Genomic DNA, 18,247 nt, shown 5'->3' with positions numbered 1-18,247 from the left:
TCCAAATCGACGTGCACATGGCCTCCATGGTCATCGTTGCTCAGCAACGTCGATCATGGAGACCCTCACCCGTCACCCCGCAGCCACCCCCATCCACGCAGGTAACCCCGGTCATCACTCGTCTAGGCGCGGCGCGGGAACGCCCGCCATTACCTCCGGCGTAATCGACGGCCCTACCTATTCCGGGTCAGGGTGGTCCCCGTCAGAACAACGACGGAAGGAAAGACGATGAGCGACTTCGACAGCGTGGTGGAGCGGTACCTGGCGGTCTGGAACGAGACCGACGCGGCCGCCCGGCGCAAGCGGATCGACGACCTGTTCGCCGAGGACGTCCGCTACGTCGACCCGCTGGCCGCGGTGACCGGCCGGGACGCCCTGGACGGCCTGGTCGGCGCCGTGCAGCAGCAGTTCCCCGGCTTCACGTTCAGCCCGGGCGGCGCGGTCGACGCACACCACGACCAGGCCCGCTTCACCTGGAACCTCGGTGCGGTGCCGGGCGAGCCGCTGGTGGTCGGCTTCGACGTGGCCGAGCTCGACGAGGACGGCCACATCAAGCAGGTGCTGGGCTTCCTCGACAAGGTCCCGGCCGCCTGATCAGGCGGCGCGGCGGATGACCCGTACGCGTCCGGCTATTTGCAGCACGACGGCGCCGGCCGCGGATCGCACCGCCGGACCACGACGTGGCCTCGGCGCGGAAGCGCCGTCATAGCTCCACCGGGCCTCGCGCTCGGCCAGTTCCTCGCCCGCCGTCGCCGGCAGGGCATCGCGGGAGAGCAGGTCGCGCGCGAGGTCCCAGCCGTCCCGCAACGAACCCTGCGTCGGGCGCGCCGCCGCCCATGCGGCGAACGAGGGCTTCCACCGCTCGCCGAACGAGGCGGCCAGCATCGGCCATTGCCGCGCGACCTCACCGGCGCGCTTGCGCAGCAGCGCGACTCGCGCGGCGTCGACCTTTCGAAGATCAAATCCATCGGGTACGGGTTGGCCCGAGGTCAACGCGTCGACGAGCCGGGCTTGGCGGGTGGCCAGGCTCTCCGGTGCGCCGCCGGGCTGTCCCGGGTGGTCACCGCCGCGTGCGTCCCCGGTCATGTGATCGCCGGATATCCCGAGGCGGCGGCGATCGCGTCCAGCTCGGCCCGCAGCTCGCCGGCGGGCGGGTAGTCGCCGTCGCGTTCCAGCATCAGCGCCGGCGGGCGATGCCGCGCGCACAGCTCGGCGACCAGGTCGAGCACCGCCCGCGGCACCGCGTCCGTGTGGGTGTCGTGGTAGAGGCCCTGATGCTCGGCGCCGCCCGCCACGTGCACGTAGGCCACCCGATCGAGCGGCAGCTTGCCGAGCAGCTCGAGCGGGTCCTCGCCGCGGTTGCGGGCGTTCGCGTACACGTTCGCCACGTCGAGCAGCAGCAGCGCGTCCGTGCGGTCGAGGATCTCGGTGAGGAAGTCGGCCTCGGACAGCTCGTTGTCGGGCCAGTCGAACAGCGCCGCGATCGGCTCGAGCGCGATCGGCACCGACAACTCCCGGCGGGTGCGGGCGACGTTGGCGACTACCGCGTCGATCGCCTCCCGGGACCGCGGGATCGGCAGCAGGTGGCCGGCCTCGACGCCGGCCGCCCGCACGTACGCGATGTGCTCGCTGACCAGCGGCGCGCCCAGACGCTCGGCGACCGCGGCCAGGTGGGTGACCCGCTCCGGCTCGACCGGCTCGGCACCGCCCAGCGACAGGCGCACCCCGTGCGGCACGACCGTCACGCCGCGGTCGAGCAGTTGCGGGAGCCCCTCGGGCAGGTCACCGTGCGCGTGCACCGACTCGGCGACCACCTCGGCGAAGCGCAGGCCGGGCAGGCCGGCGACGAAACCGGAGATCTCGGGGCGCCAGCCGATGCCCACCCCGTACGCGTCATCAGCCACCGCAACCACCGCCCCCGCCGCAGCCGCCCCCGCCGCCGCACGAGCTCCCGCCGCTGCAGGAACTGCTGCTCCCGCAGCTGCCCGCGGTGCCGGACGATCCGCCGGCCAGACCGCCCGCGGCGATCCGCTGGATCTCCGCCTCGGCCGCGAAGGCCGGGTCCATGGCGTAGAGCGAGGCGGCCCCGAACAGGGCCACGCCCATCGCCGCCCCGGCCGCGCCGTAGGTGGCATAGGCCGGGGACTGCTGCGGCGCCAGGTATCCGTGCTGCACACGAAGCTGGCGCAGGCCGGTGATCGCGGCCGTGGTGGCGACCCGCTTGGTGCGGGCCAAGACGATGGTCGTCAGCACCGCGACGCCGATCAGGATGAACAGGAACTCGACCGGCTTGTCGTTGGCGATGCCGGCGAAGAGCCGCAGGACGCCGATCAGGGTGAGCGCGCCGGTCGCCCAGGCCCACATGCGGGCCTGCTTGACCGTGTCGCGGGAGACGGCGAGGCCGCGGCGCTCGAGGCCGGCCCGCAGGTCGTCGAGGGCCGCGCGGACCCACTGGTCCTCCAGGAGGTACCGGGTGCGCGCCTGGTTGCCGGCGGCGTGGTGGATCGCCGAGTCGAGCGGAGTGACGCCGGACGGGACGGGCCCGGTCTGGACGAGCGTCTTCCCGGCCCCGGTGCCGAGGACGCCGGCCGCGCGGAGGCCGCCGATCGAGGAGTAGACGGCGAGCCGGTCGCCGCCGTTGAGATAGGCGATCTGCTGCGGGCCGAGATCGTCGACCCGGGCGTTGCGGTCGCCCCGGAAGAGGGCCTTGCGGTTGACCGCGGCGATGACCGCGATCGCGATCAGCGCGATGACGTACCCGATGAGAAAGGTCGGGCCAGGAATCCCCCAGGTGTCCTCCATGGCCCTCATTGTGCAGACGGTGTCGAGCTTTTCCTCACCGGCGCCGTACCGCCTCTTCCACCAGGTCGAGGACGCGGCTCAGATCGCCCGGCGGGCGGCCGGTGGCCAGGTGCAGGACGAGGCCGTCGTAGGCCAGTTCGAGGAACTGGGTGAGGACGTCGACCGGCACGTCGTCGCGCAGCACCCCGGCCTCGCGCTGGCGCTGGAGGCGGTCGCGGGTGGCGTCGGCGATGGCCGCGGAGCGCTCGGCCCAGCGCTTGGCGAACGCCGGGTCGGTGCGCAGCCGGCGGGAGACCTCGAGCTGGGTGCCGAGCCAGCCGGCCGTGTCGCCCTCGCTGCCGCCGGCGCGGTCGAGCAGGTCACGCATCACCTGGACGAGGCCGTTGCGGGCGACGGTCTCGACCATGGCGGCCGCGTCGTCCTCGGCCACGGCCAGGAACAGGGAGTCCTTGTCGCGAAAATGGTGGAAAATCGCGCCGCGGGACAGGCCGGTGGCATCCTCCAGACGGCGTACCGTCGCGCCCTCATAGCCGAACCGGGCGAAGCAGTCGCGCGCCGCCGCGAGGATCTCATGGCGTCGCGCTTCGAGCTGGTCCTGACTTACTCTGGGCACGTCCTGGATCGTGTCACGCAGGCGGTTCGCTCTGCAATCCGTACGTACGTCTTGTCAACGGCGGACGGCGTCCTGACCGGATGATGCAAATTTCGCCATCCGGCCCGGAAGTTGGTAACAGTCCTGGACTGTTCGCTTACGCCCTAGCTCACGTAAAGTGCGCGAGTGCCTCTTGTCCTGATCGCTCTCGACGACACCCTGCTCGATCGCAGCGGTGCGTTCAGGCTGTGGGCCAAGGGATTCCTCGACGAGATCGGGGCGCCACAGGACGACTTGGACTGGTTACTGTCCGTTGATGCCGACGGGCTGACGTCCCGGTGGGATCTGGCCGATCTCATCCGCGACCGGTATCAACTGAGCGTCCCGACCATCGACCTGCTCGAGGAGCTGCACGAGGGTCCGCTGGCGTTCGAGAAGCTCGACCCGCTGGTCGGCTGCGCGCTCCGGATCGCGGGCGACGCGGGCCTGGTGCCGGTCGTGGTCACCAACGGGCAGTCCGAGATCCAGGACAGCCGGATCCGCCGTACCGGTCTGGACCGCTATGTCGCCGACTGGGTGATCTCGGAACAGGCCGGGGTGAGCAAGCCCAACCCGCGCATCTTCGCGCTCGCCGCGCAGCGGGTGCGGATGCGGCTCGGCGGCGCCTGGGTGGTGGGCGACAGCCCCGAGGCCGACATCGGCGGGGCGGCGGCGATGGGGCTGCCCAGCGTGTGGCTGCACCGCGGGCGGGAGTGGGTGGACAACCGGTTCGCGCCGACCCGCGTGGTGGGCAACGTGATCCAGGGGTTGTCGGCGATCATGGCTGCGCAATAAATCGGTTGCGGCGCTTTCCGGCGCTCGGGCAAGCTGTGCGCGTTGCTTCGAGAAAGAAGGGGGTGGACCACATGGCCGTCTTTGCGATGCCTGCTGTCCAGATCTTCCTTCCTTCTTTCTCCGAGGAGACCCTCCAGTGCGTTCGCACGAGACTTTCCGCCGCCGCCGCAAGTTCGACGACGACGAGCCCGACTTCCTGAAACGCGGGCGCCTCGAGCCCCGCCTTTTCGAAGAGCCCGACCTGCCCGAGACCGGTGACAACTGGTCCACCTGGGACGGCGCCCTGCACGGCCCCCAGCCCCGCCCAGACTGGGTGCGCACCGAGCACGCCGCGGTCGACGACGAGCTGGGCATGCTCAAGACCGGCAAGGAAGCCGACGTCTTCCTGGTCCGCCGGCACATTCCCGACACCGACAAGGTCAGCATGCTGGCCGCCAAGCGCTACCGCGACGGCGACCACCGGCTGTTCCACCGCGACGCCGGCTACCTCGAGGGCCGGCGGGTCCGCCGCTCCCGCGAGAACCGGGCCATGGCGAACCGCTCCTCGTTCGGCAAGCAGGTGATCGCCGGGCAGTGGGCGGCCGCCGAGTTCGACGCGCTCGGCCGGCTGTGGCAGATCGGGCAGGCTAGCGGCCTGGTCCGGGTGCCGTACCCGGTGCAGCTGATCGGCACCGAGCTGATGATGGAGTTCATCGGCGACTGGGACACCGGCGAGGCGGCGCCCCGGCTCGCGCAGGTGCGGGCCCAGCCCGATGAGCTGGCCGACCTGTGGCGGCAGATGACCGACGCGCTGTCGGTGCTGGCCCGCGCGCAGGTGGCGCACGGCGACCTGTCGCCGTACAACACGATGGTGCACGACGGCACGCTGGTGCTGATCGACCTGCCGCAGATCGTGGACGTGGTCGCCAACCCGCAGGGCGGCGACTTCATCGCCCGCGACGTGCGCAACGTCGCCGGCTGGTTCACCCAGCGCGGCCTGCGGGTCGACGCCGACGAGTTGCTGGACCGCCTGCTGCACGAGGCGGGCCTGCGATGACCCGCCTTGTTATCCGGGGAGGGCGGCGATGACCCGGCGCACGCGTCCCGGCCCGCGGCCGCCCACCACTCGGCGGCCGCGGCCGGGCCGCGTCACTGAGTCTTGTTCACGACCTACCGTGAGCCGCCGCCCAGCGCATGTCGCCCACTTCGTCTCCACCGTCGTGAACAAGGGTCACTGCAGGTAGCCCTCGACCTCGGTGACGCTGTGGGCCTGCTCGGTGTTCGGGTCGTTGCCCACCTCGCGGGCGGCCCGGCGCCGGCGCAGCAGGTCCCAGCACTGGTCCAGGGCCGCCTCCAGCTCCTTGAGACGGGCGTGCTCCTCGTTCGACGAGATCTCGCCCTTGCCCAACTGCTGGCGCAGCTTGTGCTCCTCATCGACCAGACCGTGGATCCGGTCCAGCACTGTCTTGTCATCCATTCCCGAAGCCTATTCATCCGCGGCTCTGTCACCAGCGCCGGAGTCGCTTCCGCCGCCGATCGTGTCGAGCGCCACCCACCGGCGCCGCCTCAGCCCTGATGACTTGCCGTTCGGAGCGCGCGGCAACTCATCAAGGTCGTGGGCGCGCTTGGGCGGGGCAGGGGAGCCTGATGACTTGGGGTACGCGGCGCGCGGCAACTCATCAAGGTCGCGGGCGCGGCCGGGAACAGGGCGAGGAAAGGTAGAAAGAAGCCCGCTCGTCGCGGGGACGAGCGGGCCTCTGGGGATCAGCGCGGCATCAGCTGTGCAGCATCTTGCGCAGGACGTACTGCAGGATGCCGCCGTGGCGGTAGTAGTCGGCCTCGCCGGGGGTGTCGATGCGGACGTCCGCCTCGAACTCGACGCCGGTGTCGGTGCGGACCGTGACGGTGCCGGGGATCTCGCCGTCGTTGAGCGCGGTGACGCCCGTGATGGTGAAGGTCTCGGTGCCGGTCAGGCCGAGCGACTCGGCGTTGGTCTTGGGCGGGAACTGCAGCGGCAGCACGCCCATGCCGATCAGGTTGGAGCGGTGGATGCGCTCGAAGCTCTCGGCGATGACCGCGCGCACGCCCAGCAGCATGGTGCCCTTGGCCGCCCAGTCGCGCGACGAGCCGGAGCCGTACTCCTTGCCGGCCAGGATGACCAGCGGGACGCCCGCCTCCTGATAGGCCACGCTCGCGTCGTAGATCGTGGTCTGGTCGCCGGTCAGGTGGTTGATCGTGAAGCCACCCTCGACGCCCGGGACCAGCTGGTTGCGCAGCCGGATGTTGGCGAACGTGCCGCGGATCATGACCTCGTGGTTGCCGCGGCGGGAGCCGTAGCTGTTGAACTCGTAGCGCCCGACGCCGTGCTCGGCCAGATACTTCCCGGCCGGGGAGTCCGGCTTGATCGAGCTGGCCGGCGAGATGTGGTCGGTGGTGACCGAGTCGCCGAGCTTGGCGAGCACCCGGGCGCCCGAGATGTCCCGCACCGGGGTGGGCTCGGCGGCCATGCCGTCGAAGTACGGGGGCTTGCGGACGTACGTGGAGTCGTCCGCCCACTCGAAGGTCTGGCCCTCGGGGGTGGGCAGCGACTGCCAGCGCTCGTCGCCCGCGAAGACGTCCGAGTACGCCGACGAGAAGCCGGACGCGCCGATCGCGGAGGCGATCACGTCGTCGATCTCCTTGGCGCTCGGCCAGATGTCGTTGAGGTAGACCGGCTGGCCGTCGCTGCCGGTGCCCAGCGGCTCGGACGTGATGTCCAGGTCCATCGTGCCGGCCAGCGCGTACGCCACCACCAGCGGCGGCGACGCCAGGTAGTTCATCTTGACGTCCGGGTTGATCCGGCCCTCGAAGTTGCGGTTGCCGGAGAGCACACTGACCGCGGTCAGGTCCTCCTCGTTGATCGCCGCGGAGATCGCCTCGGGCAGCGGACCGGAGTTGCCGATGCAGGTGGTGCAGCCGTAGCCGACCAGGTTGAAGCCGAGCTTGTCCAGGTACGGCGTCAGGCCGGCCCGGTCGTAGTAGTCCATGACGACCTTGGAGCCGGGGGCGAGGGTCGTCTTGACCCACGGCTTGCGGGTCAGGCCGCGGTCGACCGCGTTCTTGGCCAGCAAGGCGGCGCCGATCATCACCTGCGGGTTGGAGGTGTTGGTGCAGGAGGTGATGGCGGCGATCACCACGGCGCCGTGGTCGAGCTCGAACTCGGTGCCGTCCTCGTCGACCACCCGGGTGGGCTTGGACGGGCGGCCGTTCGAGCCCTTGGCCGCGGAGAACACGTGCGGCTTGTCGGTGTCGTCCTGCACCGCGTTGGCCGGCGCGTCGGAGGCCGGGAAGGACTCCTCGCTGGCCTCGTCGGCGTGGCCGGTGGCCTGCACGTAGTTGGTCAGCGCCTCGCGGAACATCGGCTTGGCGCTGTTCAGCGGGACGCGGTCCTGCGGGCGCTTCGGGCCGGCCAGCGACGGCACGATCGTCGACAGGTCGAGCTCGAGCTTCTCGGAGTAGTCGGGCTCGGCGTTCGGGTCGAGCCAGAGGCCCTGCCGCTTCGCGTACGCCTCGACCAGCGCGACCTGGGCGTCGCTCCGCCCGGTCAAACGAAGGTACTTGATGGTCTCGTCGTCGATCGGGAAGATCGCGACGGTGGAGCCGTACTCGGGCGACATGTTGCCGATGGTGGCCCGGTTGGCCAGCGGCACCGCGCTCACGCCGGGGCCGTAGAACTCGACGAACTTCGAGACCACGCCGTGCTCGCGCAGCATCTCGGTGATCGTGAGGACCAGGTCGGTCGCGGTGGTGCCGGCCGGCATCTCGCCGGCGAGCTTGAAGCCGACGACCCGCGGGATCAGCATGCTGACCGGCTGGCCCAGCATGGCCGCCTCGGCCTCGATGCCGCCGACGCCCCAGCCCAGCACGCCCAGGCCGTTGACCATCGTGGTGTGCGAGTCGGTGCCGACGACGGTGTCCGGGTACGCCTGGCTGACTCCGGACTCCCCTGCACGCGCCATGATCGTGCGGGCCAGGTACTCGATGTTGACCTGGTGCACGATGCCGGTGCCGGGCGGGACGACCTTGAACTCGTTGAACGCGGTCTGGCCCCAGCGCAGGAACTGGTAGCGCTCGCGGTTGCGCTGGTACTCCAGCTCCACGTTGCGCGCGAACGCGTCCTCGCGGCCGAACAGGTCGGCGATGACCGAGTGGTCGATGACCAGCTCGGCCGGGGCGAGCGGGTTGACCTTGGTGGGGTCGCCGCCCAGATCCTGCACGGCCTCGCGCATCGTGGCCAGGTCGACCACGCAGGGCACGCCGGTGAAGTCCTGCATCAGGACCCGCGCCGGGGTGAACTGGATCTCGACGCTCGGGTCGGCGGTCTGGTCCCACCCACCCAGGGCCCGGATGTGGTCGGCGGTGATGTTGGCGCCGTCCTCCGTCCGGAGCAGGTTCTCCAGGAGGATCTTCAAGGAGTAGGGCAGACGCTCGTGCCCCTCGACCTTGTCGATCGTGAAAATCTCGTAGCTCGCGTCTCCGACGCGCAGCTCGCTCTTCGCACCAAAGGTGTCGAGGCTGGCCACGTCATCTCCTTCACACCCAGCGACTGGAAGTCAACGTCAGTCTTTCGCACCGGCTAGGGCGCTCTCCGAGTTAGGCGAACCTAACTCTCGGTTCGCGCCTCCCATAAACCGTACGTCCGTCTTGTAAGCCGTTGCAAGGCGGGGTGGTCATGTCGCGCGGACCGTGAACTCGTTGTTCTCCGTATACCCCGGATACAGGGTCCCATCGCCCGTCGTGGCCGGCGGAAGCACGAACGCGGTCCGCTTGTCGAGGATGTCGTCCCGGAACCTGCCCAGGGTGACCGGCTCGGCCGTGGCGGCATGGCGGAGCCGGAACGTCCACGCGCCGGGCGGGAGAGCCGGGATCGTGGCCCGGAAGGTGGCGCCGTCGGCGGTCACCGCGAGTTCGCGGGTGGTGGCGCCGTGGGTGGCGGTCAGGGTGGGCGTCTCGAACTGGGCGCCGTGGAGGCGTCCGGTCAGGTGCACGCCGTCCGCGTCGGAGTCGACGTCGCCGACCTCCGCGTAGACGGGCTGGTCCCAGACCCGGACCGCCAGGGTGCCGTCCTTGTCGCGGAAGGGCAGCTGGATCCGCGCGCCGGCCGGGCCGTCGACCAGGTGGCGAGTGTCCCGGAGGCCGGCCAGAACCGGGGTGCCGTCGAGCCTGCGCACCCGGTTGTCCGGAAAGATCCGGACGTCCTCCGGCAGCGCGGCGACTCCGTCCCAATCCAGCGCCGGCAGGGTCACCGAGGGCGCGGGGCCCAGCACCGCCATGGGCTCGCGGCGCCGGGCCGGCCAGAGACGGGCCGGCCAGAGACGCCGCTTCCGTCCGGAGAGTTCGGAGAACAGGTCTTCGTACTGGGTTGCCACGAGCGCGGGGTCGTAGCGGGCGGAGTTGCGTAACGCCGCCGCGCCCATCCGCCGGCGCAGATCCTCGTCGTTGATCAGCCGCAGCAGCGCGTCGCCCATCGCGTCCGGGTCGCCGACCGGCGTGAGCAGGCCGTCCTCGCCGTCCCGGAGGATCTCGCCGGGCCCGTACGGCGCGTCGGTGCTGACCACCGGCACCCCGCACCGCATCGCCTCCACCAGCGTCATCCCGAACGGCTCCCGATCGGACGCGACGGCGGCGATCGACCCCTTCGCCCATTCCGGCTCGATCGGCGCGATCTGCCCCATCATCCGCACGTGGTTGTGCAGCCCGAGCTCGAGCACCAGCGCCCGCAGCGCCGGCGCCTCCGTCCCGTCGCCGTAGATCCGCAGCTGCCAGTCCGGCCGTTCCGCGACGACCTTGGCGAAGGCGTGCAGCAGCACGTCGTATCGCTTGCTCTTGACGAGACGGCCGGCGGCCACGACGAGCTTCGCTCGCCCATCGGACGGGGGCACGCCGGGCGCGGGGATGCCGTTCGGGATAAAAGCCAATTGGGTACGGCGTAAGCGCACGTTCTTGCGATAGTCGTCGGCGTCGCGCCGGGACACGGTGACCAAGGCGTCGAGCCCCCGGAGGTAGCGCGGCATGCGCTCGCGCAGGGCGGCGCGGTGCTGACCCCGTACCAGATGCTCCTGACCGATTTTGATCTTGGACTTGGGCGCGAACTCGGCGAGGTACGCGATCAGGCCCGGTCGGGTCGCGATGATCACGTCCGCGTCGGAAGCGCGCAGGTAGCGGCGGTAACGGTCCTCGATGTAGCGGTCGTAGTCGGCCGCCCGGAAGTCCGATTTCGGATAGACCTTCGGCGGCTCGCCGCGGCCGGGCGCGTCCTGGACGTGGTCGGCGTGGCCGGTCCGCATCTCGACCAGCGACATCAGCCGGATCGCCGGATCGACCGGGAGTTTCGGCACGTCGCGGCGGCGTCCGGTGCTCAAGATCTCGATGTGGTGGCCACGGGCCGCCAGTGCGGCGCCCAGATTGAACGTCGTCTTGATCGTTCCGCCGATGCCAAAGGCATCGTTGATCAGGAAAAGCACCTTCATGGTGTTTACCGCCGTCTCGCCGGAGGGTACACGAATCCCGTGCAGGCCCCCGTCGACCGCGCTCTCCTCTCCGACTTCTTCGATCGCTACGGCGTCGCCCTCACCACGGGCGACATCGCGGCGGTGGCCGGTTGCTACGCGCTGCCCGGCATGGTCGTCGCCGACTCCTACAGCTTCACCTTCACCTCGCCGGCCGTGGTGGCCCTCTCCTTCCTCGGCGCCGCCCCCTCCTACCGTGACCAGCGGATCGTCGCCGCGAACGCCGAGTTTCTCGACGTGCGGCAGCTCTCCGAGGCGCTGACCCTGGTCGCGGTGCAATGGGAGTATCTGGACAGCGACGGACAGGCGCTCACCGGTGAGCGCTTCCACTACCTGCTCCGTACGGACTCGAGCGGCCCGCGGATCACCGCTGTCGTCGCGACCCACTGAAACTGTCGTACGCCGGTGCAAGGATGAGCCGGTGACCACGATCGAGCTCGCTCCCGCGGCGACCACCACGCACAGCCGGCCGCAGTGGCTCATCGTGCACTATGCGCGGCCCGACGGGGAGTATGCACCGTGGTGGCTGCACGCGTGGGGCGACCTCGCGCCCGGCCAGAGCGACGGCTATCCGGGTGGCGCCCCTTTTGTCGGCGAGGACTCCTACGGGCGATTCGCGTGGGTGCGGCTGGCCGATGAGGCGCGTGAGGTCGGGTTCGTCCTGGTGGATCACGCCGGGGTCAAGGATGTCGACGAGGATCGGCACGTCGACCCTTCCGCCGCTTCGGAGATCTGGCTGCGCCCGGGCGATCCGGCGATCTACACCGCCCCGCCCTACACCGCCCCGCCCGCCGGCTTGCCGGTCGCCGAGCCCGACGTGGCGGTGATCCACTACCGCCGGCCCGGCGGCGACTACGCCGGTTGGGGGCTGCACGCCTGGGAGGGGGCCCCGCGCAAGCCCCGGTGGGACCGGCCGATGTTCCCGGATTCCTACGACGCCTTCGGCGCCGTTTTTCGCGTCCCGGTCCGGCCCGACGCGGCCGGCCTGCGCTTCGTGCTGCACCGCGGCGACACCAAGGACCTCCCCGACGACCAGCGCCTCGACCTGACGGTCGCCCGCACGGCCTGGGTGCTCGCCGAGACTCGCGAGCCGCTCCTGCCCGATGTCGGCACGCTCGGCCCCGAGCTCGACCCGGCCCGTTCGCTCGCCGTCTTCCTCGACCGCACGACGATCGCGCTGCCCGAGCCGTTCGCCGAGCGCGCCGTCGCGTTCACGCTGATCGCCTCGGCCGGCGGCACGGTCCGGCGCGCGATCGCCTCGGCCGGCGGCACGGTGCGCCGCGCGGGCGACGAGATCGCCGGCGAGTTCACCACCCTGCCGCTGACGCCCCGCCCGGGCGGCGTCTTCCAGGCCCAGAGCCGCCGCTTTCCGCACCTGCGGGCCTATCGCGCGTTCTCGGTCCGCGAGCTGGGCGACGCGGCCCTCGGCCACCTGCTGCGCGGCCAGCTGCTCGCGGTCGGCCGCGACGCCGACGGCCGGGTCACCGCGCTGACCGGCGTGCAACTGCCGGGAGTCCTCGACGACCTCTACGCCGACGCCGCCGACGCCGAGCTCGGCCCGGTCGTCACCGACGACCGGCCACACCTGTCGGTCTGGGCGCCGACCGCCCGCGCGGTCTCGCTCGAGCTGTTCCGCACCCCGGCCGACGAGCCCAAGGTGCTGCCGATGGAGCGCGACGCGGTGACCGGCGTCTGGACGATCGCGGGCAAGCGCAAGTGGCTCGGGCGCTACTACCGATATCGCGTCGAGGTCTGGCACCAGGCCGCCCAGCGCATCGTCACCACCAGCGTCACCGACCCCTATTCGCTGGCCCTGGCGCCCGACTCCACCCACAGCCTGCTCGTCGACCTCGACGACCCGGCGCTCATGCCGCCCGGCTGGGCGACGCCGGCCAAGCCGCCCGCCGTCCCGCCCGCCCGCATGCAGATCGCCGAGGTGTCGATCCGCGAGTTCTCCATCGCCGATCGCTCGCTCCCGGCGCACGAGCGGGGGACGTATGCGGCCTTCACCCGCCCCGACGCGGCCTGCATGCGTCACCTGCGGTCGCTCGCCGACGCCGGCCTCACCCACCTGCACCTGCTGCCGGCGTCCGACTTCGCCACCGTCCCCGACCGGCGCGCCGACCAAAAGGCGCCGGCCTGCGACCTGGCCGCCCTGCCGCCCGACTCGCCGGCCCAGCAGGAGGCGGTCATGGCGGTCGCCGACGAGGACGGTTTCAACTGGGGCTACGACCCGTGGCACTACACGGCCCCCGAGGGCAGCTTCGCCGTCGACCCGTCCGGAGCGTCCCGGGTGCTCGAGTTCCGCCGGATGGTCGCGGCGCTCAACGAGGCCGGCCTGCGCGTGGTCATGGACGTCGTCTACAACCACGCCACCGAGGACGGGCTGCACCGGTTCGCCGTCCTCGACCGGGTCGTCCCCGGGTATTACCACCGCATGCTGCCCGACGGCTCGACCGCCGAGTCGACGTGCTGCCCCAACACGGCCACCGAGCACATGATGATGGGCCGGCTCGTCGTCGACTCGATCGTCACGTGGGCGCGCGACTACCGGGTCGACGGTTTCCGCTTCGACCTGATGGGCCACCACCCGCGGGCCAACATCCTCGAGGTGCGGGTCGCGCTCGACCACCTCGAGAACGGCCGCGACATCTACCTGTACGGCGAGGGCTGGAACTTCGGCGAGGTGGCGTACGACGCCCGCTTCACCCAGGCCACCCAGGTCAACATGGCCGGCACCGGCATCGGCACGTTCAACGACCGCCTGCGCGACGCGGCCCGCGGCGGAGGCTCGCACGGGCCCGACCCGACGACGCAGGGCTTCGCGAGCGGGCTCGGCTCGCGCACCCCGCTCTGGCTGCACGACCAGATCAAGGTGGGGCTGGCGGGCGGCCTGTCGACGTACCGTTTCGTCACCCACACCGGGGCCGAGCACAGCGGCGCCCAGATCGACTACAACGGCTCGCCCAGCGGCTACGCCCTCTCGCCCGGCGAGACGGTCAACTACGTCGACGCGCACGACAACGAGATCCTGTACGACGCGCTCGCCTTCAAGCTGCCCCGCAACATCGCGCCGGTGGATCGCGCCCGCATGCAGATCCTCGCCCTGTCGCTGGTCGTCCTCGGCCAGGGCGTCGGCTTCCTGGCGCTGGGCAGCGAGCGCCTCCGGTCGAAATCGCTCGACCGCAACTCGTTCAACTCCGGCGACTGGTTCAACCAGATCCGCTGGAATCCCGAGCACGGCAACGGCTTCGGGGTGGGCCTGCCGCCGGCCCACGACAACGAGGGTCAATGGCCGTGGGCGGCGCCGCTGCTCGCCGATCCGGCGCTGGTGCCCTCGCCCGAGCTGATCGCCATGACGGCCGAGCGGTACCGCGAGCTGCTCCGCGTGCGGCGCTCCTCGCCGGTCTTCGGCCTCCCGACCGGCGAGGAGGTGCAGCGCCGCCTGACCTTCCCGCTCGGCGGCCCGGCCGAGACACCCGGCGTGATCGTGATGTGCCTGGACGGGACGGGCCTCGACCCCCGCTGGCGACGCGTGGTGGTCGTCTTCAACGTGCGGGAGGAGCCGACCGTCCAGTCGGCGCCCGAGCTGGCCGGGGTCGCCCTCTACACCCATCCCGACCAGACCGCCTCGGCCGACCCGCTCCTGCGCACGGCCACCGCATCGGAGGGCGTGCTGACCGTGCCGGCCCGCTCGGTGGCGGTCTTCGTCGCCGACCTCTGACCCACCCGCTGGGCTGGCTCCGGCGCTGGGGCACGTGCGCGCCTGCGCTACATTGCGCCGCGCGGGAAACTTCCCTCGCCTTCGCTGCGGTGCTTGCCTTCGGCGGGAAGCGTTGTCGCGTTCCGTGCTCGTGTTCGGTGTGGTGTGGGTGGAGGCAGTGGTGCGACTCGGCGGTCTGGCTCGGGGCGTCGGCGGTGTGGCGCTCGTGGCGTTCGTCGCTGGATGCTCGTCGCACTCGGCGAGCCCCACCTGGAACGGCTCGTCCGCGTCCGCCTCGGCCCCCGCCGCGGCGGTCGTCGAGTCGGCGCCGCCATTCACCGAGCCGGCGGCGTACACCTTCACGCTGACCCACGGCTGCGACGACGCGTCGCCGCTGGGCCGCTACCACGTGACCGTCCAGTCGGGCGCGGTCACCAGGGCCGAGCGGATCGGCGCCTCGGTCCAGCCGTCCGCGAGCTCCGACGTCGACCTCGGCCCGGTGACCGGCCAGGACGGCGAGGAGATCGACGTGCCGACCCTGGCCGGGCTGCGCGAGATGGCCCAGACCGCCACCGACGACGGGGGCAAGGTGACCACCACCTTCGACGGCACGGACGGCCACCCGGTCAAGGTCGTCATCAACGTGAGCGACGAGGGCCCCGCCGGCGACGAATGCTGGTCCGTCGCCGACTACGCCCACGCCTCGTAGCACGAACGGCGCGGCGCTCGACTCGTGCACCACCCCGCCCCTGGCTCACCCGGCACGACGGCTCACCCGGGCAGGCGCGGCCCGGCCTCGCGCTGCGCCGCCAGCCACGCCTCGACCTCCGCCGACGATCGCGGCAGCCCCGCCGACAGGTTGCGGCACCCGTCCGCCGTGACCAGCACGTCGTCCTCGATCCGCACGCCGACGCCGCGCAGTTCCGCGGGCACCAGGTCGTCCTCGGGCTGGAAGTAGAGACCCGGCTCCACCGTCAGGACGTACCCCTCGGCCAGCGCCCCGCCGCGGTAGTTCTCGTTGCGCGCGTTCGAGCAGTCGTGCACGTCGATCCCGAGCATGTGCCCGAACCCGTGCAGCGTCCACCGCCGGTACACCGTGCTCTTCTCGTCCATCGCCTCGTCGACGCTCACCGGCAGCAGCCCGAGGTCGTGCAGCCCCTCGGCCAGCACCCGCATGCACGTCTTGTGCACGTCGCGGAACTTCACCCCGGGCTTGATCGCGTCCATGCCGGCCTGCTGCGACGCGTGCACGATGTCGTACACCTGCTTCTGCAGTGGGGTGAACGTCCCGCTCACCGGAACCGTCCGCGTCACGTCGGCGGTGTAGAAGTTGTCGCCCTCGACGCCCATGTCCATCAGCAGCAGCTCGCCCGGCGTGGTGACCCCGGTGTTGCGCACCCAGTGCAGGATCGTCGCGTGCGCCCCCGCGCCCACGATCGAGCCGTAGCCCACGTCGTTGCCGTCGTGCCTCGCCCGCAGCGCGAAAACGCCCTCGAGCAGCCGCTCCTTGACCCCGCGGTCGGCCGGCAACACCCGCGCCACGTCCTCGAAGCCGCGCACCGTCGCGTCGATCGCGGCCTGCAGCTGGGCGATCTCCCACTCGTCCTTGACCAGCTTCAGCTCCGAGAGCACCCAGGCCAGCTCCCGGTCGCGCGGCTTCTCCCGGTCCGGCTCGTACTGCAGGATCGCCCGATCCACGTTCGCGTCGAACCCGCGCAGCACCCGGGTCCGCCCCGGCGCCGACCCCGCCAGCACCGCGCCCAGCTCGCCCAGCGGCGCCGTCTGCAGGCCGAGCTCCGTCGCCTTCTCGCGCAGGGTGTGGGTCCGCCCGATCCACAGCTCGCCGTTGCGGCTGCGGAAGAACGCGTCGGTGTCCTTCGAGTTGCGCTGCCTCGTGTACAGCGTCGCGTCGTGCCCCGACCCGGTCGGCCGCAGCACCAGCACGCTGTCCGGGTCGCGGTCGCCCGTCAGGTACACGAAGTCGCTGCCCGGCCGGAACGTGTAGTCCGTGTCGTTCGCCCGGACCTTCTCGTTCCCGCTCGGGATGATCAGCGTCTCGCCCGGGAACGCCTCCGACAGCTGCGAACGCCGCTTCTCGTAGTTCGGCGCCTCCGGCAGCGCGGCGACCTCGAGCGGATCCTCCCGCCACCCGGCACGCATGAACTGCAGAAACGCCTCCGGGAAATCCGGGTCGTGCGACTCGGTCTTTGCCGCAGCCTGCTTCTGCCCCTGCTCAGCCATGGGTAGCCTCCCGCTAGTCGATCCGCCCCCGACGTTACCGCCATTCTCCCGCCGCGAGCAGGGCAGGACCCCCAAGATCATCGCCGTGGGGCCCGACGCCGGGTGAGCTGCCGCATGGCTACTGGCGCGGAACGGCCGTGGACGGAAGGCTGAGGCCATGGGTTACGCGGTGGTGCTCGGGGAAGCGCTGGTCGATCTGCTCGAAGCGGATCTGGATGGGGAGCTGATCTATCGCCAGGCGATCGGCGGAGCGCCGCTGAACGTGGCGGTCGCCGCCACCCGGCTCGGCGGGGACGTGCGATATGTCGGCACGCTGAGCGACGACGTCCTCGGCGATCGGCTGGCGGCTTTCCTGCGCGAGGCGGGAGTGGGGCTGAGCGGGGTCAAGCGGGTGCCGGTCCCGACCACGCTGGCGGTGACGACGTTCGTGGGGGCGGAGCCGACGTTCACGTTCTACGGCGAGCCGCCCTCGTACGCGTTGCTCGAGGCCGGCGATCTCGACCGGGACGGCCTGCGGAACGCCGAGGTGATCTACGCGGGGTCGATCTGCCTGCTGCGGGAGCCGTTCCGCACGGCGGCGCGGGCGGCCTGGGCGGCCGCGGGGCCGATCAAGGTCTTCGACCCCAACGTGCGGCCCACGCTGCTGCCGGACGCCAAGGCGGTGCAGAACCTGCGCGAGCTGGTGGAGGAGTTCTTCGCCACCGCCGACCTGGTCAAGCTGAGCTCGGCGGACGCCGCGGTGCTCTACGAGGGTTCCGAGCCCCCGGCCGCGGCCGAGCGGATCCGCGAGCTGGGCGCCAAGGCGGTGGTGGTGACCTGCGGGTCGCGGGGCGCCTACGTCGCCACCGGGGATGGGGCCGAGATGCTTCCGGCGCCGAGCGTGGCGGCGATCGACGCGACCGGCGCGGGCGACTCGGTGATGGGGGCGCTGGTGCGCCGGCTGCTGGCCGAGGGCGTTCCGGCCGACCTGGCCGGCTGGCGCCGCAACGTGCGCTTCGCGCTGGCGGTGGCCGGCCTGGTCTGCGAGCGCCAGGGCGGCGCGACCGCGATGCCGACAAACGAGGAGCTGGTCGCCCGCTGGGGAGCGCTGGCCTAACCTCCCGTCTAACCGCCCGCGGAGCGAAGCGGAGCCAGTCAGCTCAGCTCAGCTCAGCTCAACGCTTTCTGGATGAAGCGCTGGCGGTCGAGGATCATGCGCTCGACGCGGACCTCGGCGACCAACTCCTCGCCGTCGCGGACCACGACCTCGAACAGCAGCTTGCGGCCGTCCACTTTGGCGAGCGTGGCCAGCGCGGTCACGTGCCGGCCCACCGGAGTCGGCGCCCGGTGCTCGACCTCGGCCCGGACGCCGACGGTGGTCACGCCGCCCGGCATCTGCCGCGCGGTGCAGGCGACGGTGGCGGCCTCGGCGAGCGCTAGGACCCGCGGCGTGCCCAGCACGGGCACGTCGCCCGAGCCGAGGGCCTGGGCCGTGTCGGCGTCGGTGACGGTCAATTCCACCCGGGCGTTCATCCCGGGCGCGAACTCCGGAAGCTCCATGCCAAGAGC

The 18,247-nt window shown here is 71.4% G+C and carries 16 protein-coding genes; 7 read left to right on the top strand and 9 right to left on the bottom strand.

Going from position 1 to position 18,247, the window contains the following annotated elements; genetic code table 11:
* Positions 1-228 precede the first annotated feature (228 nt).
* Positions 229-594 carry a nuclear transport factor 2 family protein gene (locus ACFQS1_RS36580; protein ID WP_378976906.1) on the top strand — a complete coding sequence of 122 codons (366 nt, stop codon included), beginning with the start codon at positions 229-231 and terminating at the stop codon, positions 592-594.
* Here the strand turns inward: ACFQS1_RS36580 and ACFQS1_RS36575 are convergent, their stop codons facing one another.
* Genes ACFQS1_RS36575 through ACFQS1_RS36560 form a run of 4 tightly spaced genes read right to left on the bottom strand, consistent with a single transcriptional unit; the run spans position 595 to position 3,415 of the window.
* Positions 595-1,086 (bottom strand): SCO6045 C-terminal-like domain-containing protein, encoded by a 492-nt coding sequence (locus ACFQS1_RS36575; protein WP_378976905.1) that lies wholly within the window; start codon positions 1,084-1,086, stop codon positions 595-597.
* On the bottom strand, positions 1,083-1,904 hold the full coding sequence (locus ACFQS1_RS36570) for an MbnB/TglH/ChrH family RiPP precursor modification enzyme (protein WP_378976903.1): 822 nt from the start codon (positions 1,902-1,904) through the stop codon (positions 1,083-1,085). Before ACFQS1_RS36570 ends, ACFQS1_RS36575 begins: the two co-directional genes overlap by 4 nt.
* Complete coding sequence (locus ACFQS1_RS36565) at positions 1,897-2,802, bottom strand: TIGR04222 domain-containing membrane protein (protein WP_378976901.1); 906 nt, start codon at positions 2,800-2,802, stop codon at positions 1,897-1,899. Before ACFQS1_RS36565 ends, ACFQS1_RS36570 begins: the two co-directional genes overlap by 8 nt.
* Before the next feature lie 34 nt (positions 2,803-2,836).
* The gene (locus ACFQS1_RS36560) at positions 2,837-3,415 is read right to left on the bottom strand and encodes a TetR/AcrR family transcriptional regulator (RefSeq protein ID WP_378976899.1); all 579 of its coding nucleotides are present in this window, start codon (positions 3,413-3,415) and stop codon (positions 2,837-2,839) included.
* 165 nt (positions 3,416-3,580) lie between these two features.
* On the opposite strand from ACFQS1_RS36560, the gene ACFQS1_RS36555 reads away from it, so the two are divergent.
* Together ACFQS1_RS36555 and ACFQS1_RS36550 are read left to right on the top strand one after the other, a co-directional pair.
* Positions 3,581-4,228 carry an HAD family hydrolase gene (locus ACFQS1_RS36555; protein WP_378976897.1) on the top strand — a complete coding sequence of 216 codons (648 nt, stop codon included), beginning with the start codon at positions 3,581-3,583 and terminating at the stop codon, positions 4,226-4,228.
* Between the two features lie 136 nt (positions 4,229-4,364).
* Entirely contained in the window at positions 4,365-5,264 is a 900-nt protein-coding gene (locus ACFQS1_RS36550) for a serine protein kinase RIO (protein WP_378976895.1), read from the top strand.
* A gap of 174 nt (positions 5,265-5,438) precedes the next feature.
* Here ACFQS1_RS36550 and ACFQS1_RS36545 read toward each other — a convergent pair whose 3' ends face one another.
* The 3 genes from ACFQS1_RS36545 to ACFQS1_RS36535 form a co-directional block, all read right to left on the bottom strand.
* Complete coding sequence (locus ACFQS1_RS36545; protein ID WP_378976893.1) at positions 5,439-5,684, bottom strand: DUF2630 family protein; 246 nt, start codon at positions 5,682-5,684, stop codon at positions 5,439-5,441.
* Between the two features lie 298 nt (positions 5,685-5,982).
* Positions 5,983-8,769 carry an aconitate hydratase AcnA gene (gene acnA / locus ACFQS1_RS36540; RefSeq protein ID WP_378976891.1) on the bottom strand — a complete coding sequence of 929 codons (2,787 nt, stop codon included), beginning with the start codon at positions 8,767-8,769 and terminating at the stop codon, positions 5,983-5,985.
* Between the two features lie 147 nt (positions 8,770-8,916).
* Positions 8,917-10,716, bottom strand: coding sequence for a glycosyltransferase family 4 protein (locus ACFQS1_RS36535; RefSeq protein ID WP_378976889.1), 1,800 nt, complete (start codon positions 10,714-10,716; stop codon positions 8,917-8,919).
* Positions 10,717-10,755: 39 nt separating this feature from the next.
* Here ACFQS1_RS36535 and ACFQS1_RS36530 point away from each other — a divergent pair, with 39 nt between their 5' ends.
* The 3 genes from ACFQS1_RS36530 to ACFQS1_RS36520 all read left to right on the top strand — a co-directional run bounded on the left by ACFQS1_RS36530 (position 10,756) and on the right by ACFQS1_RS36520 (position 15,167).
* Positions 10,756-11,145 (top strand): hypothetical protein, encoded by a 390-nt coding sequence (locus ACFQS1_RS36530; protein ID WP_378976887.1) that lies wholly within the window; start codon positions 10,756-10,758, stop codon positions 11,143-11,145.
* 31 nt (positions 11,146-11,176) lie between these two features.
* A complete protein-coding gene (pulA, locus tag ACFQS1_RS36525; protein ID WP_378976885.1) occupies positions 11,177-14,479 on the top strand; it encodes a pullulanase-type alpha-1,6-glucosidase in 3,303 nt (1,100 codons plus the stop codon).
* Positions 14,480-14,639: 160 nt separating this feature from the next.
* Positions 14,640-15,167 carry a hypothetical protein gene (locus ACFQS1_RS36520; RefSeq protein ID WP_378976883.1) on the top strand — a complete coding sequence of 176 codons (528 nt, stop codon included), beginning with the start codon at positions 14,640-14,642 and terminating at the stop codon, positions 15,165-15,167.
* A gap of 62 nt (positions 15,168-15,229) precedes the next feature.
* Here the strand turns inward: ACFQS1_RS36520 and ACFQS1_RS36515 are convergent, their stop codons facing one another.
* Positions 15,230-16,699, bottom strand: coding sequence for an aminopeptidase P family protein (locus ACFQS1_RS36515; RefSeq protein WP_378976881.1), 1,470 nt, complete (start codon positions 16,697-16,699; stop codon positions 15,230-15,232).
* 157 nt (positions 16,700-16,856) lie between these two features.
* On the opposite strand from ACFQS1_RS36515, the gene ACFQS1_RS36510 reads away from it, so the two are divergent.
* On the top strand, positions 16,857-17,795 hold the full coding sequence (locus ACFQS1_RS36510) for a carbohydrate kinase family protein (RefSeq protein ID WP_378976879.1): 939 nt from the start codon (positions 16,857-16,859) through the stop codon (positions 17,793-17,795).
* A 53-nt stretch (positions 17,796-17,848) separates the two neighbouring features.
* Here the strand turns inward: ACFQS1_RS36510 and ACFQS1_RS36505 are convergent, their stop codons facing one another.
* Positions 17,849-18,238 (bottom strand): thioesterase family protein, encoded by a 390-nt coding sequence (locus tag ACFQS1_RS36505; protein ID WP_378976877.1) that lies wholly within the window; start codon positions 18,236-18,238, stop codon positions 17,849-17,851.
* Positions 18,239-18,247: the final 9 nt, after the last annotated feature.

This window comes from Paractinoplanes rhizophilus (assembly GCF_042664765.1).
In the GTDB taxonomy this organism is placed as follows: Bacteria; Actinomycetota; Actinomycetes; order Mycobacteriales; family Micromonosporaceae; genus Actinoplanes; species Actinoplanes rhizophilus.
The sequence above is the reverse complement of the archived record's forward strand: the minus strand, read 5'-3'. Positions and strand labels throughout refer to the sequence as shown.